Annotated in this window: 11 protein-coding genes; 5 read left to right on the forward strand and 6 right to left on the reverse strand. The window is 65.8% G+C overall.

Annotated features, from left to right (window positions below):
- Positions 1 to 170: 170 nt before the first annotated feature.
- On the forward strand, positions 171 to 518 hold the full coding sequence (locus tag EAF64_RS12065; protein ID WP_129069248.1) for a cupin domain-containing protein: 348 nt from the start codon (positions 171 to 173) through the stop codon (positions 516 to 518).
- On the opposite strand, the gene EAF64_RS12070 is transcribed toward EAF64_RS12065, so the two are convergent.
- On the reverse strand, positions 515 to 2440 hold the full coding sequence (locus EAF64_RS12070; protein WP_129069249.1) for a beta-CASP ribonuclease aCPSF1: 1926 nt from the start codon (positions 2438 to 2440) through the stop codon (positions 515 to 517). The genes EAF64_RS12065 and EAF64_RS12070 overlap by 4 nt on opposite strands.
- A 261-nt stretch (positions 2441 to 2701) precedes the next feature.
- Here EAF64_RS12070 and EAF64_RS12075 point away from each other — a divergent pair, with 261 nt between their 5' ends.
- Positions 2702 to 3181, forward strand: a complete 480-nt coding sequence (locus EAF64_RS12075; protein ID WP_129069250.1) for a hypothetical protein — start codon at positions 2702 to 2704, stop codon at positions 3179 to 3181.
- 267 nt (positions 3182 to 3448) lie between these two features.
- On the opposite strand, the gene EAF64_RS12080 is transcribed toward EAF64_RS12075, so the two are convergent.
- Both EAF64_RS12080 and EAF64_RS12085 read right to left on the reverse strand, forming a co-directional pair.
- Positions 3449 to 4171 carry a DICT sensory domain-containing protein gene (locus tag EAF64_RS12080; protein ID WP_129069251.1) on the reverse strand — a complete coding sequence of 241 codons (723 nt, stop codon included), beginning with the start codon at positions 4169 to 4171 and terminating at the stop codon, positions 3449 to 3451.
- The gene (locus tag EAF64_RS12085) at positions 4168 to 4548 is read right to left on the reverse strand and encodes a DUF7344 domain-containing protein (RefSeq protein ID WP_129069252.1); all 381 of its coding nucleotides are present in this window, start codon (positions 4546 to 4548) and stop codon (positions 4168 to 4170) included. Before EAF64_RS12085 ends, EAF64_RS12080 begins: the two co-directional genes overlap by 4 nt.
- A 131-nt stretch (positions 4549 to 4679) precedes the next feature.
- Here EAF64_RS12085 and proS point away from each other — a divergent pair, with 131 nt between their 5' ends.
- Complete coding sequence (proS, locus tag EAF64_RS12090) at positions 4680 to 6131, forward strand: proline--tRNA ligase (protein ID WP_129069253.1); 1452 nt, start codon at positions 4680 to 4682, stop codon at positions 6129 to 6131.
- 265 nt (positions 6132 to 6396) lie between these two features.
- Positions 6397 to 10956: a glutamate synthase large subunit gene (gene gltB, locus EAF64_RS12095; protein WP_129069254.1), complete on the forward strand. Its 4560-nt coding sequence runs from the start codon at positions 6397 to 6399 to the stop codon at positions 10954 to 10956.
- A 308-nt stretch (positions 10957 to 11264) separates the two neighbouring features.
- Here gltB and EAF64_RS12100 read toward each other — a convergent pair whose 3' ends face one another.
- The 3 genes from EAF64_RS12100 to EAF64_RS12110 are packed head-to-tail and all read right to left on the reverse strand — an operon-like array spanning position 11265 to position 13522.
- Positions 11265 to 11486, reverse strand: a complete 222-nt coding sequence (locus EAF64_RS12100; RefSeq protein WP_193767666.1) for a hypothetical protein — start codon at positions 11484 to 11486, stop codon at positions 11265 to 11267.
- Entirely contained in the window at positions 11486 to 11701 is a 216-nt protein-coding gene (locus tag EAF64_RS12105; RefSeq protein WP_129069256.1) for a zinc ribbon domain-containing protein, read from the reverse strand. Before EAF64_RS12105 ends, EAF64_RS12100 begins: the two co-directional genes overlap by 1 nt.
- A gap of 57 nt (positions 11702 to 11758) precedes the next feature.
- A complete protein-coding gene (locus EAF64_RS12110; protein ID WP_129069257.1) occupies positions 11759 to 13522 on the reverse strand; it encodes a histidine kinase N-terminal 7TM domain-containing protein in 1764 nt (587 codons plus the stop codon).
- A 171-nt stretch (positions 13523 to 13693) separates the two neighbouring features.
- On the opposite strand from EAF64_RS12110, the gene EAF64_RS12115 reads away from it, so the two are divergent.
- Positions 13694 to 14683 carry an NAD-dependent epimerase/dehydratase family protein gene (locus EAF64_RS12115; RefSeq protein ID WP_129069258.1) on the forward strand — a complete coding sequence of 330 codons (990 nt, stop codon included), beginning with the start codon at positions 13694 to 13696 and terminating at the stop codon, positions 14681 to 14683.
- Positions 14684 to 14685: the final 2 nt, after the last annotated feature.

Genomic DNA, 14685 nt, shown 5'->3' on the forward strand with positions numbered 1-14685 from the left:
CGGAGCGGCGTGTCGCACACCCGCCCAGTGCGCTCCGCGGCCGTGGTCAGGTCACGGGCAGCGCTGGTCGCGGTTCGGGAGATAAACCTACGGCTGGCCTGCCCAGCGAACCCGCCGCTGTCCCCCGTCGGTGGCGAAGATTGAAACGCGTCCTCGACCAGCGATGAAGCGTGAAACGACCGACACCCTCAGAGTGGCACGAGCGGGACAGCTACCGGAAACGGATTCTCGCGACGGACGCGGAAATCGGCGCCGACGGAAACCTGCTTCAGGTCGTCGAGGTGCCGCCGGGCGAACACGTCGAGCCCCACTTTCATCGTGAGACGCGGGAAGTGTTCTACGTCCAGCAGGCCGGCGGCCGGTTCGTGATCGACGGGACCGAGGTGACGCCGGCGACCGGCGAGGTCGTCGTCTGCGAACCGGGCGACGTTCACGAAGTGTACAACGACTCCGACGAACCGTTTCGCATCCTCGTATTCAAAGCCGACCTCGCCGAGGACGATACGGTCTGGGCCTAGAGGAACCGGAAGGTCTCCAGATTCTTCGGCGCGAACGTCCGCATGTTGAACTCGTGGTACAGCGCCGAGGACAGGTCCTGCGTGGACTGCTCGTCGCCGTGGACACAGAGCACTTTCTCCGGACGTGGGTTCATCGTCTTCACGAAGTTCTCTAGCCCCTGCCGGTCGGCGTGGCCGGAGAAGCCGTCGACGGTCTCGACGTTACAATTCAGCGTCAGCGAGTCCGAGCGCCCGCGGCCGCGACTGTTGCCCAGCGGGACCTTGTCCTGCCCCTTCTGGATGCGGCGGCCCAGCGTCCCCTGTGCCTGGTAGCCGACGAACGTCAGCGTCGTGTCCGGGTCCGGCCCGAGGTGTTCGAGCCAGGACATGATCGGCCCGCCGGTGACCATCCCCGACGTCGAGAGGATGATCGCGGGGCCGCCGTCGGCGACCTCCCGGCGTTCCTCCTCGCCGCCGTCGATGTGGTTGAACTGGTCGGCCAGGAACGGGTTCTCGTCGTCGTGGAAGATACGGTCGCGCAGGTCGTCGCGCAGGTACTCCGGATAGGTGGTGTGGATCGCCGTCGCCTCCCAGATCATCCCGTCGAGGTGGACCGGCATCTCCGGAATGTCGCCGCTGCGCATCGCCTCCTCGATGACGAGCATCATCTCCTGGGAGCGGCCCACCGCGAACGCTGGGATCAGGATCTTCCCGCCCTCGTCGTAGGTCTCGTTGATGACGTCCTTGAGCTTGCGCTCTGAGTCTTCCTGGTCGGTCTGGTAGTCGTTGCGACCACCGTAGGTGGACTCGAGGACGAGTGTCTCGACGCGGGGGAACTCGTTGACCGCGCCGTTGAACAGGCGGGTGTCCTCGTAGTGGATGTCCCCCGAGAAGGCGACGTTGTACAGTCCGTCGCCGACGTGGAAGTGCGCGATCGAGGACCCGAGGATGTGCCCCGCGTTGTGGAGGGTCAGCTTGATGTCCGGCGAGATGTCGGTCACGTCGCCGTACTCGAGCGGGATGCAGTGCTTGATCGCCTCCCGGACCATCTCGGACTCGTATGGCGGCGCACGGCCTTCCTTGGCCGCCACGTCGAGATAGTCCAGCGTGAGCAGCCCCATCAGGTCCCGCGTGGGCTCCGTGCAGTAGATCGGGCCGTCGTAGCCGTACTTGAACAGCAGCGGGATGAGCGCGGAGTGGTCGAGGTGGGCGTGGGTCAGCACGACCGCGTCGAGGGAGTTCGCGCCCGAACCCAGCGCTTCGGGAACCTGCAGGTAGGGTACTTCGTCTTCGGCACCGGGCTTGTCGCCGCAGTCGATCAGGACGCGCGTCTCGGGCGTCGAGAGGATGAACGAGGCGCGGCCGACCTCCCGGCAACAGCCCAGCGTCGTGATGCGCACCCACTCGTCGTCGGACATCTCCTCCCGGTGGATCTGTCGGCCGATCCGTTCGAGGATGTCCCGGCGCTCGTCGCGCTCCTGTTTCAGGAAGTTCCGCACGTTCGAGACCGTCGAGGACTCGATGGGCGGCGTCCGGACGACCTCGGGAGTCCAGCCGACCTTCTGGGTGATCTCACGGAGCGTCGATCCGTGGCGCCCGATCACCATGCCTGGTTTCTCGGCCTCGATGACGACCTCGCCGGTGTCGGCGTGAAAGTCCAGATCCGTGATACCGGCCTCCTCCGGCGTCACGTTCATGATCTGCTCGCGGGCCTTGTCGGGCACCGAGAGCACGTCCGGGTCCGGCCGGACGGTGATGCGTTTGCGCAACTGGCTCGCCAGCTGCCGGATGAGATCGCCGTTCTGGGCGAACTTCTTCGGGTCGCGCGTGTACACGACAAGTTCCGGTCCTTCGTACTGGACGTCCGAGATGGAAATGTCGTCGGGAACTTCGCTGACGATCTCTGCTTTCAACTCGTCTAACTGATTTTCTACCGTACTCATAGCTCGAAAATGGCCAAAAAGCGGTCCTGCGTCCGTGCCGAACACCGGCGGTGGTCGATGGGGGTCGTCCCCACCGGCCCCCACACGGCGGGACACAGGCTGTCTCCTGTAAGGGTCATAGTGTCTTGTGTGATCCGCTATATGCGGTCCGAACTCGTCGCTGCAGGATGAGTCCGGAAAACCGGCCTGTATCCGCCTCTATTGCCCCTCCATTATAAAAGCCTTCGCAAAACAGTAGGTATTTCGGGACGATGACCACCCATGCACGTCTCCCCTGCCGTCGTCGCCGCCGAACACGAGTGGGTCCGTGACCGCGCACCGACGGTCGTCGCACTGATCGACACTGTCCGCGCCGCCCTGGGCGAGCAGTTCGACACGGAGGTCGCCAGCGTGACGGTCGACCAGTACCACCGGACGGTCGACGAGGTGTTCTCCGACGGCGACTTGGCGGTCAACGTCGCCGCCCTCGTGTGCCTCCTGCGCGACCTCGACGTGGACGGGGATTACCCCGGGTTCGTCGTGGACGAACTGCTCGGCCGGGAACTGGCCGGGATGCTCGCTGGGAACCAGCCGCTCCGGTTGCTCGGGGAAGCAACCTTCCACTACGCGGACGTGCTGACCCACAACCCCGAGGACACGGCCGGCGCGGACGACCTCGACGCCGCACTCGCCGCCGGGTTTCAGACGCGGCTCCCGGGCTGGGAGTGGACCGAGACGCCGAGTCCGTTCGGGATCGAGTGAGTAACTGCGCGTGGCTGGCGCTTCCTGATCGCTCGGAAACCGGAGAACGGCGAACGCGTGTCGGTGCCACCCTCTGGGCCCCACCCCAGCGGTCCCCCTGTACCCCCCCAGGTACCGTCGCGAGGGAACCGTCCGTACCACGGGTCGTTCCCCGATGGCCCCCTCAGCCATCGGGCTACACGTTCGCACACACTCTCCGGGGGTGTAACCTTCGCCGGATATAGAGGGGCATTTATTACGACCCCCATCGCGCACTGCGGGCACGGATCAGGCGTCGCCGTACGTGGCTCGGAGATAGGTGACCAGGGCCGCGACGCGGTTGGGGTCGTAGGTCCAGAACCCGCCGTAGGTAGCCGGATCGCGCTCGCGCGCGAACAGGCCACAGCTCTGTGACCGTGCAGCCGCGTCGGGCTGGAAGGCCACGAACCAGAACTGCCCGAGTTCGCCGCCGTCGGTGTGGATCGTCACGCCGGGGATCGGCGGGGCGTGCCACGCGCCGTCGAAGTAGAGGTGGATGTCGAGGTCACTCTCGGCGAGCCGTTCGTAGACGGGGCGCTGGGCGGCCAGTGCCGCCGGTCGCTGGAAGCCGACGTGGAGTTCACCCTGGCCGTGTCGCCAGGCGCGGTCCTCGAACTCGCGGGTCGCCGCCAGCAGTTGCCGCCGCTCGACCGACTGGAAGAGCGTTTCGTCGAGGAGTTTCAACAGCGGTTCGAGCGAGCCGGTCTCGGTGGAATCGGCGTCGAGAACCCCGGCGGCGGGTTCGAACAACGTCGCGACGGTTTCGAGGGAGACGGTTCCGAGGAAGTGGTCGCCCTGCCGGACGGTTATGAACCCCTCCCCGGAGTCGGACGGGAGGTGGTCGAACCGTACGTCCACGTGCCAGTCCGCGAGTCGTTCGGCGAGTTCCGACGGTGGATCGGCGGCGTAGACGGTCACCGTTCGCCGTTGGGCCGTCAGGTCGTCGAGGAACGTCTGTAGTGTCTCGGTCATCGATCGAGCAAATCACCGAGAGACTGGGATCGGTCACCGGGTGCCGCGGCCTCGACCCGGAAGGTCACGTCGAGAGAGTCGTTCACCCACTCGGGATAGTCGCCGAGCGCGACGACACCGGTGTCCGGGTCGTACTCGACGAGACCGCATTCCAGGAGTTTCGGCAGGTGGACGTGTTGCAGCGCGATGTGCATCCGGTCGTGGGTGGCCGGATCGACGTCGGGCCCGGCGTCCGTCGCGAGCCAACCGGTCAACACGTCCGTCAGCTCCTGCTCCGTGGCGTCGCCGTGTTCCCGGAGATAGTAGAGGACGAACCGACGGCTGTGGTTCGAGAGTGCCTCCAGTCGACCGTCGACGGCGCGGGGAGGGGATGACATGGTATCAAGACCCACGAGTGTAACTGTAACACAGGTTGGTTTATTTATTTTTGCGGTGTAATTATACTGTACTCCGGCGGCGTCTGCAGTGGACACGGCGGGTTTATTACGCCCGTGCCGGATGACCGTGTATGAGCGATTCGCAGGAACTCGGTATCACCGAGAGCAAGGAGCACGCGACGGGCGAGTGGTACGCGGAAGTGATACAGAAAGCCAAACTCGCCGACTACGCACCGATGGGTGGGTTCATCGTCACGCGTCCGCGCGGATACGCGCTCTGGGAGCGACTCCAGAACCACCTCGACGGCTGGTTCAAGGACACGGGCGTCACCAACGCCTACTTTCCGATGTTCATTCCCGAATCCTATCTCGAAAAGGAGAAGGACATCGTGGAAGGGTTCGACCCCGAAGTGGCGTGGGTCACCCACGGCGGCTACGACGAACTCGAAGAGCGCCTGGCCGTGCGCCCGACCAGTGAGTCGATCATCACGCCCTTCCTCGCGCAGTGGACCCGGAGCCACCGCGACCTCCCCCACCGCGTCAACCAGTGGTGTTCGGTCGTCCGGTGGGAGGCCACCGAGACCAAGCCCTTCTTCCGTACCAAGGAGTTCCTCTGGCAGGAGGGTCACACCGCCCACGAGGACGGCGACGAGGCCTGGGACGAGGCGATGACACGGCTGGACCAGTACGAGAAACTCTACGAGGACGTGCTGGCCATTCCGGTCCTCCGTGGCCGCAAACCCGACCACGACAAGTTCCCCGGCGCGGACACCACGACGACCGTCGAAGCCCTGATGCCCGACGGGAAGTCCGTACAGGGCGCGACCTCCCACTATCTCGGGCAGTCCTTCGCCGAGGCTTACGACGTGACCTACGTCGACGAGAACGAGGACGAACAGACCGCCCACACCACCTCCTGGGGGCTGTCCTGGCGCTCGCTGGGCGCACTGGTGATGACCCACTCCGACGATCAGGGACTCGTCCTCCCGCCCGCGCTCGCGCCCGAGCAGGTCGTCATCGTGCCGATCTGGCAGGAGGACACGAAAGACGAGGTCCTCGAATACGCCGAGGACCTGGCGCTGGATCTGGACGACCGGTTCCGGGTCCACCTCGACGACCGTGACGAACGCAATCCCGGGTTCAAGTACAACGAGTGGGAGCTCAAGGGCGTCCCCCTCCGGATCGAGGTCGGCCCCAACGAAGTCGACGACGAGGAGGTCACCCTCGTCCACCGGCCCGACGGGGAAACCGAAACCGTCGACCGCGCCGGACTGGGCGACACCGTCGACGACCACCTCGACACGGTGTTCGCGAAGCTGAAAGCCGACGCCGAGGAGAACCTCGAAGCGAACGTCCGGGAAGCCCACAGCCGCGAGGACATCCTCGGCACCATCGGCCAGCACGGCGGCTACGTCAAAGCGCCGTGGTGTGGCGACGAGGACTGTGAGGACCCGATCAAGGAGGCCATCGCCGCGGAGATCGTCATGGTCCCGATGGACCCCGACGAGGACCCCATCGCCGACGACTGTGCGATCTGTGGCGAGGACGCCGCCGAGACCGCCTACTTCGCGAAGAGTTACTGAATCCCGGGCCAATAACCGGCCTATTTTGCTGGTAGATTGCGCTTCTGGACCTCTCGCGACGGTGCGGCCGAACCCGTTCGACCCGAAATGGTTCGTCCGTTGAAAATAAGGTTCCGGCGGACCAGGATATCTCTCAAGTGTGTTTCGGTTTTTCGTCGAATATTGTCAGTACTGTAGTGAATGTGTTTATATGCCCTTATTTGCGTTTAACAGACCCTTAGCCCTTGAGGGACAGTCTCTTAACGGACCAGTCAAAGTAAGACGTATGGTTGGGCAACGGACTACTGATGAGTCTGCGAGCGAGGCCGGGCTCGCGGATCCCACTGACGTACGGTCTAACTGTGGCGTCGGTGTCGTCATGGACCTCGACGGGGGTCGAGACAACGACATCGTCGCAGACGGTTTGGAACTACTCGAGAACCTCGAACACCGCGGAACGACGGGCGCGGAGGAGAATACCGGCGACGGGGCCGGTATCCTGCTCCAGATGCCTCACGAGTTCTTCGACGCCGAGGTCGACGCCGACCTTCCACAGCAGGGCGAGTACGCGGTCGGGTCGCTCTTTCTCCCCCGCGACGACGAGGCCGTCTCGGGACTGAAAGACCTGTTCGAGTCGAAACTGGCGTCGGAAGGTCTGGAGGTCTTTCACTGGCGGACCGTCCCGACGGACAACTCGACGCTCGGCGCGACGGCGGTCGAGTCCGAACCCCGCGTCGAGCAGGCGTTCGTCCGCCCCGACGGTGACGTGACCGACGAGGAGTTCGACAAGCGCCTCTACGTCGCGCGACGGGTCGTCGAGAACACGGTCGAAGACGAACAGCCGGCTGGTCACGAACGCTTCTACGTCGTCTCTCTCGATCAGGACACGGTCGTCTACAAGGGCCTCCTGCTCGCGGAGCAACTGCCCGAGTACTACCCCGAACTCACCGACGAGCGGATGGCTTCGACGTTCGCGATGGTCCACGCGCGGTTCTCGACGAACACGCTCGGCGCGTGGCACCTCGCACACCCCTACCGCAACATCATCCACAACGGCGAGTTCAACACCATCCAGGGCAACATCAACTGGATGCGCGCCCGCGAGACGGACCTCTCCGCGGGGGGCTTCGCCGATCACTACTCCGACGCGGAGATGGAGAAGCTCAAGCCGATCATCGACGACCCCGAGCAGTCCGACACGGCCAGCGTCGACAACGGCCTCGAACTCCTCATGGAAGGTGGCCGCGACCTGCCCCACGCGCTCCGGATGCTCATCCCGGAGGCCTGGCGCGGCGAGGCCAACATGATCTCCCAGAAGCGACGGGACTGGTACGACTACCACGCCTCGCTGGTCGAGCCTTGGGACGGCCCCGCCCTCGTGGCGGCGACCGACGGCGAGCGCATCGGCGCAGTGCTCGACCGGAACGGCCTGCGCCCCTGCCGGTACGACATCCTCCAGAACGGCCGCCTCGTGATGTCCAGCGAGGCCGGCGCGCTCGACAACGACCCGGCGGAGATCCAAGAGCGCGGACGGCTCCAGCCCGGACAGCTCTTCCTCGCCGACCCCAACGAGGGGCGGGTCATCCCCGACGAGGAGGTGTTCGACCGCCTCACCGACGAGAAGTACGCCGAGTGGGTCGAGAAGGAGCAGGTTCACCTCGACGACGTCGCCGACCACGAGACCGAACCCAAAGGTGGCGTCGACGCCCTGCGGTCCTACCAGGCGCTGTACGGCTACACCTACGACGAGGTCGACCACCTCATCCAGCCCATGGCCGAGAAGGGCAAGGACCCGGTCGGCTCGATGGGTGACGACACGCCGCTGTCGGTGCTCACCGACCACAACCGACCGCTCTTTAGTTACTTCAAGCAGCTGTTCGCCCAGGTGACGAACCCGCCGCTGGACTACATCCGCGAGGAACTCGTCACCTCGCTCGAATCGCGGCTGGGCCACCAGCGCAACCTGCTCGCCGAGAGCCAGGACCACGCTCGCCAACTCGTCGTCGACTCACCCGTTCTCACCGACGAGGAGACGGCGGCGATCAAAGACATCGACGAGAACGGACTCTCGACGACGGTCGTCGACATCACCTACGACCCCGCGGAGACCGACCTCCGGACGGCCGTCGAAGACGTGCGGGCCGAGGCCGACGCGGCCGCGACCGAACACGACATCATCGTCCTCTCGGACCGGACTGCCGGCGAGGACGCGATTCCGATCCCGAGCCTGCTGGCCGTCGGTGGCGTCCACCACCACCTCGTTCGCAGCGGCCTGCGAAACCACGTCGGGCTCGTCGTCGAGTCGGGCGACCCGCGCACCGTCCACCACTTCGCGACGCTGATCGGCTACGGCGCGGGTGCGGTCAACCCCTACCTGGCCTACCAGACCATCGAGGATCTGGTGGCCGGGCCGGACGGCGCGAACCTCGACACCGCCATCGAGGCCTACATCGGAGCCGTCGAGGACGGCCTCCTCAAGACGATGGCCAAGATGGGCATCTCCACCGTGGAGAGCTACCAGGGTGCCCAGATCTTCGAGGCCGTCGGACTCGACTCCGACTTCGTCGCCGAGTACTTCGAGGGGACGACCTGCCGCACCGAAGGCATCGAGATCGAGGACCTCGAAGACGACCTCCGGACGCGCTACGACGTCGCCTTCAGCGACGACCCGGAGATCGAACGCCAGGGCGAGTTCGAGCACCGCACAGGCGGCATCCACCACCAGTGGAACCCCGAGACGGTCGGCACGCTCCAGCAGGCCGTCCGGCAGGGCGACTACGAGAAGTACAAGGAGTTCGCCGAGAAGGTCAACGTCCAGACCGAGAAGCTCCAGACGCTGCGCGGCCTCCTCGAATTCGACGAGGATCGGGAGTCCATCCCGGTCGAAGAGGTCGAGCCCATCACGGATATCGTCGAGCGCTTCGAGACGGCCGCGATGTCCCTGGGGAGCCTCTCGCCGGAGATGCACGAGAACAACGCCATCGCCATGAACCGGCTGGGTGCCAACGCCAACACCGGCGAGGGCGGGGAACCGCCCGAACGGTTCGGTACCGAGAAGGCGTGTACGACCAAGCAGGTCGCCTCCGGCCGGTTCGGTGTCACCTCCGATTACCTCTCGGCCGCCGAAGAGATCCAGATCAAGATGGCCCAGGGATCGAAGCCGGGCGAAGGTGGCCACCTGCCCGGGAAGAAGGTCAACGAGATGATCGCCCACGTCCGGTACGCGACGCCGGGCGTCGGCCTCATCTCCCCGCCGCCGCTGCACGACATCTACTCCATCGAGGACCTCAAGCAGTTGATCCACGACCTCAAGGCGGCCAACCCCGACGCCGACATCAACGTCAAACTGGTCGCCGAGGACGGCATCGGCACCATCGCCGCCGGTGTCGCGAAGGCGAACGCCGACGTGGTCCACATCTCGGGCCACGACGGCGGGACCGGTGCCTCACCCAAGACCTCGATCAAGAGCGCGGGCCTACCCTGGGAACTGGGCGTAGCGGAAGCCAACCAGATGCTCCGGGCGACGAACCTGCGCTCCCGGATCAAGGTCTCGACCGACGGCGGCATGAAGACCGGCCGCGACGTGGCCGTCGCCGCCCTGTTCGGTGCGGAGGGATACGCCTTCGGGACCGCCTCGATGGTCACCTCCGGCTGTGTGATGGCCCGGCAGTGCCACGAGAACACCTGCCCGGTCGGCGTCGCCACCCAGAACGAGAAACTGCGCGCCCGCTTCCCCGGCACGCCGGAGAACGTCATCAACTACATGACCTTCGTCGCGCAGGAACTGCGCGAGATCATGGCCGAACTCGGCTTCGAGACCGTCGACGAGATGATCGGCCGCGTGGACGTGCTCCAGCAGCGCGACGACGTCGAGCACCCCAAAGCCAAGAAACTCGACCTCTCGGCCATCCTCGCGGAACCCGCGGGCGACGACGACCGCTACAAGACCCGCGAGCAGACCCACGAGGTCGACGAGCAACTCGACTGGGACATCCTGGAGGAGATCGGTGACACCATCGAGACCGGCGAGCCGGTCAGCCTGTCGATGGACATCGACAACGTTCACCGCGCGGTGGGCGCGACCCTCTCGAACCGCATCTCCCGGGAACACGGCACGCCCGGCCTGCCCAGCGACACCATCCGCGTCGACTTCGAGGGCGTCGCCGGGCAGAGCTTCGGGGCCTTCCTGCAGGACGGCGTCACCTTCGAGCTCACCGGCACCGCCAACGACTACGTCGGCAAGGGGCTCTCCGGCGGGAAGATGATCGTCAACACGCCCGCCGAAGCGCCCTACGAGCCCGAAGAGAACACCCTGATCGGCAACGTCGCCCTCTACGGCGCGACCCAGGGCGAACTCTACGTCAACGGCCAGGCCGGCGAGCGCTTCGCCGTCCGTAACTCCGGCGTGAAGGCCGTCGTCGAGTCGGTCGGCGACCACGGCTGTGAGTACATGACCGGCGGCGCGGTCGCCGTGCTGGGCGACACGGGCAAGAACTTCGCGGCCGGCATGTCCGGCGGCGTCGCGTACGTCCTCGACCGCGAGGGGGACTTCCCGCAGAAGGTGAATCGTGGGATGGTCTCGACGTTCGACACGCTCGACGAGCGGGACCGCTCGATGCTCCGACGCCTGCTCGAGAACCACGTCGCCTACACCGACTCGGACCGGGCCCAGTACATCCTCGACAACTGGGAGGCGGAGCTGGACAACTTCGTGAAGGTCCTGCCCGACGCCTACGCCGAGATCATCGCGGACGACGACGAGGCCGACGTGCGGACCGAACCGCCCGCGGCCGCGACCCCCAGCGCGGAAGCCGGCGAGCCCGCGACGGGTCAGGCCGATGATTGACCGGTGAGGACCGACTCGGTCCGAACCGCAATATCGGCCTGAAAGGCTGACGATTAACCGCCACTTTTTATCTCCGGGGGTGCGCTGCGCGCACCCCCCGAAGCAAAAACTTGGTTCCCGTGAGCCGAAGGCGAACGGGAGCTCGAAAGACGCCCAGCGTCTTTCGGCGGGAAAAACTGCCGCGAGCGCGTCTTCGACGCGCTCGCGGCTGCTACGCTATACATTTTCTCGCGGTGCCTGCTGGACTACGCCGGACGGGTTAGAACCGGTCGCGGCGGCCGTCGTCGGTATCCTGCCGTGCGCGTTGTTCACGGCTCACGCCGTCCGCCGTTCACTCGTCCGACGGACTCCCTTCGGTCCTCCGCCCGATTCTCGGCCGCTGTCCGCGAATCCGCACGAGCCGACGCCTCGGCGCGCTGACGGTCCATCACGTCCGGGTCGTCGGTCTCGGACTCGATCAGGAGCCACAGCAGGACGGGCGCGCCGATGGCTAGCAGCAGGAACACGACGAAGAACCCGCTGACGACCATCAGCCCAGGAACACGTCGACGATGTTGCTCGAGCCGGCGTCGGACTTGTACAGTTCGGTGTAGCCGCAGTTGGTACACGAGACGGTCTGGAAGCCACGGTTCTGGATGTCGAACATCTTCGAGAGACCGCCGCCGGTGGTCGTGATCGTGTCGACTTCCGCGTCGGTGTGACCGCACTTCGGACAACCGCGGTCGGAGGGATCTTCAGGGGGCATACGTGTAGACATCGAACGTGTATCCGTATCAGTATTTTGCCGGGGCGGCCCGGCGGCTCACGTGGCCCGTAGCAGTTCCAGCCGCGTCACCGCCCCGGAGTCGGTGTTCGACCAGGTGACCGACCCGCCGGAGTTGCGGACGATCCAGTCGATCAGCCACAGGCCGATCCCGCTGGCGTGGATCAACTCGGTCTCCTCGCCGCTCTCGAGGGCCACCATCTCCTGTTCGGGGATGCCGGGGCCCTCGTCGCGGATCGTGAGAGTGACGGTGTCGTCGTCGACCCGGACGTCGATCTCGACCGTCGGGTCCGGGCTGTGGTCGTGGACGATGGCGTTCTCGATGGCGTTCTCGATGGCCGCAGAGAGGTACGCGTTCCCGCGGACGGCGACGTCCGAAGGTACGTCGGTGTGGATGGTCGCCTCGGGATGGTCGACCCTGATGTCGGCCAGCGTGTCGGTGAGCAGGGCCCCGAGGTCGATGTCGATGAGGTCGTACTCGGTGCCGACGACGCGGTCGACGATGCGGGTCTTGCGGCTCGTGGTCGCGAGGTCTTCGGCGGTGGCGACGATCTGTTCTGCCTTGGCCGTCACGTCGTCGCCGGTGGCGTTGGCGGCGATCCACTCGGCGTTGCCCTGGACGACGTTGATGTCGTTGCGGATGTTGTGCCGGATGATTCGCGAGAGGACCTGCTTGAGGGTCTGGAGTTCCTGTTCGCGGTTGCGCAGGCGCTGTTCGCGTTCCTTCTGGTTCGTGATGTCGTTCATCACGATGGCGCGGCCGACGGCAGTGCCCTCGTCGCCGGTGATCGCGGAGACGCTAACGTCGTAGCAGTTCCGGTCGCCGTTTCCGGACTGCACCCAGATCTGCTGGCGGCTCTCCGCGCCGACCAGTCCGTCCTCGAAGTACTCCTCGAGGTCGACGACTTCCTGGATCGGCTTGCCGATGAGTCGCTCCTGGGTGTCCAGCATCGCCTTGGCCTTCTTGTTCACGTCGACGACGTAGTCGGTGGCGTCGAGGATGACGACGCCGCTGTCCATCTCCTCGACGACGAAGTCCCGGGCCAGCGGGACGACGTTGTCCGAGCGGGGGCTGAGCAGTCCGAGGAACCGGTCGACGGGTAGCGACCGCACGAATCGCCTGCTGGCCAGCACGATCAGTCCGAAGACGCCCCAGAACAGGAAGACGATCGGGACGAACATCATGTGGGGCAGCGGGCTGTAGCCGGCCACCGAGAGGATGTTGGCCAGCCAGATGGTGAGACTGGCCAACAAGAGGAGAAAAGAGAAGGTCCGGTAGAGGTTGCGCGAGCGCCGGAACTTCTTGAACAGGACGACGTGGGTGATCGCGTGGATGATGTAGACGACGAGGATGGCGACCCAGAGACCGGGACTCCACTCGTGTCCGATGCTGGCCCAGTCGCCGGTCGTGTCGACGGTCCGCTCGACGAACACGAGGTCGTGGAGCGGATTCGAGACGCTGAGCACGGTGATCGACGCGACGGCGACGCCGAAGACGGTGAGCACCGGCCAGGACAGCCACCGCTCGTAGCCGCTGTAACTGAGACAGAACAGACACCAGGTCGCCGTCGTCAGGGCGGCAAAGCCCAGGACCGACCCCAACAGCACCCGTGTCAGGAGGGGGTCGACGGCGGTCAGCGCGGCCGCCGAACTGGCGGCCCACAGGAACATCGAGACCATCGCCCACGCGTACATGCTCGCCGAGAGCCGGTCGCTCTGTCGCTGGACGTAATACGCACTGAGGGCGGCGAGTAGCGCACTCGCGATTAGTGGGACCGTGTACGGCGTGTGCTGAACCCTCATCACAGATGTGGGACCGGAATCCTGGAGATGTAGCCGCCGAAATGAACGTCAGGTCACAGGTAAAAGGTTGGCCGTGTATTGACAGCCGATACCGTCCGGGAAGCCGCGTGACCTGCGGACGGCACCGGGTTCGGACCGAACCTTTTCACACAGGGCGTCGTGAACTAAGGCATGACCCAGGCGCTCGTCATCGGTGGAACCCGGTTCATCGGTCGTCACACTGTCACTGAGTTGCGGGACCACGGCTACGACGTGGCGATCTTCAACCGCGGCGAACACGACGACCCGTTCGCCGACACGGCCGTCGAACACGTCCAGGGCGACCGTACCGACGACGCCGACCTTGCCGACGCCGCCCACGCCGTCTCCCCGGACGTGGTGATCGACTGCGTCGCCTACCGCCCCCGCGAGGTCCGGACGGCGACGCGCGTCTTCGACGACGTCGACGCCTACGTCGTCGTCTCCAGCGGCGCGGCCTACGGCGAGGAGGCCATCCCGAAACGCGAGGGCGAAACCGGCCTCTGTGCGTGTTCCGACGAGCAGGCGACCGACGACTCGAAGGCGAGTTACGGGCCACGGAAGGCCGAAGGGGACCGGGCGGTGTTCACCGCGGCCGAGAAGGGTGTGCGCGCGATGAGCGTCCGGCCCTGCAACGTCTACGGCCCATACGACTACACCGGCCGGGTGGACTACTGGATCGACCGGGTCGCGAATCACGACCGTGTGCTCGTCCCAGGTGACGGCACGAACGTCTGGCATCGGGCCTACGTCGAGGACGTGGCCGCGGCGCTCCGGATCGTCGCCGAGGAGGGGACGCCGGGCGAGGCCTACAACGTCGGCGACCGTCGGGCGACGACGCTCGACGAACTCGTCGATGGAATCGCCAGGGTACTCGACGAGTCGGTCGAGATCGTCCACGCCGGACCGCGGGAACTCGCGGCCGGCGACATCGATGCCGGCGACTTTCCGCTCTATCGGGACTACCCCCACCTGCTGTCGACCGCGAAACTGTCGGGATTGGGGTGGGACTCGACGCCGGTCGCGGACGCACTGGCGACGACGGTCGAGCAGTACGTCGAGAGCGACCGCGACGGGAGCGAGTACGGCCCCGACCGCGAGGACGAAGCCCGCGTGCTGGGCGTGCTGGACACGCTGGCGTGAGT

This window comes from Halorientalis pallida (assembly GCF_004118325.1).
Lineage (GTDB): Archaea > Halobacteriota > Halobacteria > Halobacteriales > Haloarculaceae > Halorientalis > Halorientalis pallida.

Excerpts from the sequence above, each read along its gene's own strand:
- EAF64_RS12070 (WP_129069249.1), bottom strand. The coding sequence starts at position 2,440 with ATGAGTACGGTAGAAAATCAGTTAGACGAGTTGAAAGCAGAGATCGTC.
- EAF64_RS12075 (WP_129069250.1), top strand. The coding sequence starts at position 2,702 with ATGCACGTCTCCCCTGCCGTCGTCGCCGCCGAACACGAGTGGGTCCGT.
- EAF64_RS12080 (WP_129069251.1), bottom strand. The coding sequence starts at position 4,171 with ATGACCGAGACACTACAGACGTTCCTCGACGACCTGACGGCCCAACGG.
- EAF64_RS12085 (WP_129069252.1), bottom strand. The coding sequence starts at position 4,548 with ATGTCATCCCCTCCCCGCGCCGTCGACGGTCGACTGGAGGCACTCTCG.
- proS (WP_129069253.1), top strand. The coding sequence starts at position 4,680 with ATGAGCGATTCGCAGGAACTCGGTATCACCGAGAGCAAGGAGCACGCG.
- gltB (WP_129069254.1), top strand. The coding sequence starts at position 6,397 with ATGGTTGGGCAACGGACTACTGATGAGTCTGCGAGCGAGGCCGGGCTC.
- EAF64_RS12100 (WP_193767666.1), bottom strand. The coding sequence starts at position 11,486 with ATGGTCGTCAGCGGGTTCTTCGTCGTGTTCCTGCTGCTAGCCATCGGC.
- EAF64_RS12105 (WP_129069256.1), bottom strand. The coding sequence starts at position 11,701 with ATGCCCCCTGAAGATCCCTCCGACCGCGGTTGTCCGAAGTGCGGTCAC.
- EAF64_RS12110 (WP_129069257.1), bottom strand. The coding sequence starts at position 13,522 with ATGAGGGTTCAGCACACGCCGTACACGGTCCCACTAATCGCGAGTGCG.
- EAF64_RS12115 (WP_129069258.1), top strand. The coding sequence starts at position 13,694 with ATGACCCAGGCGCTCGTCATCGGTGGAACCCGGTTCATCGGTCGTCAC.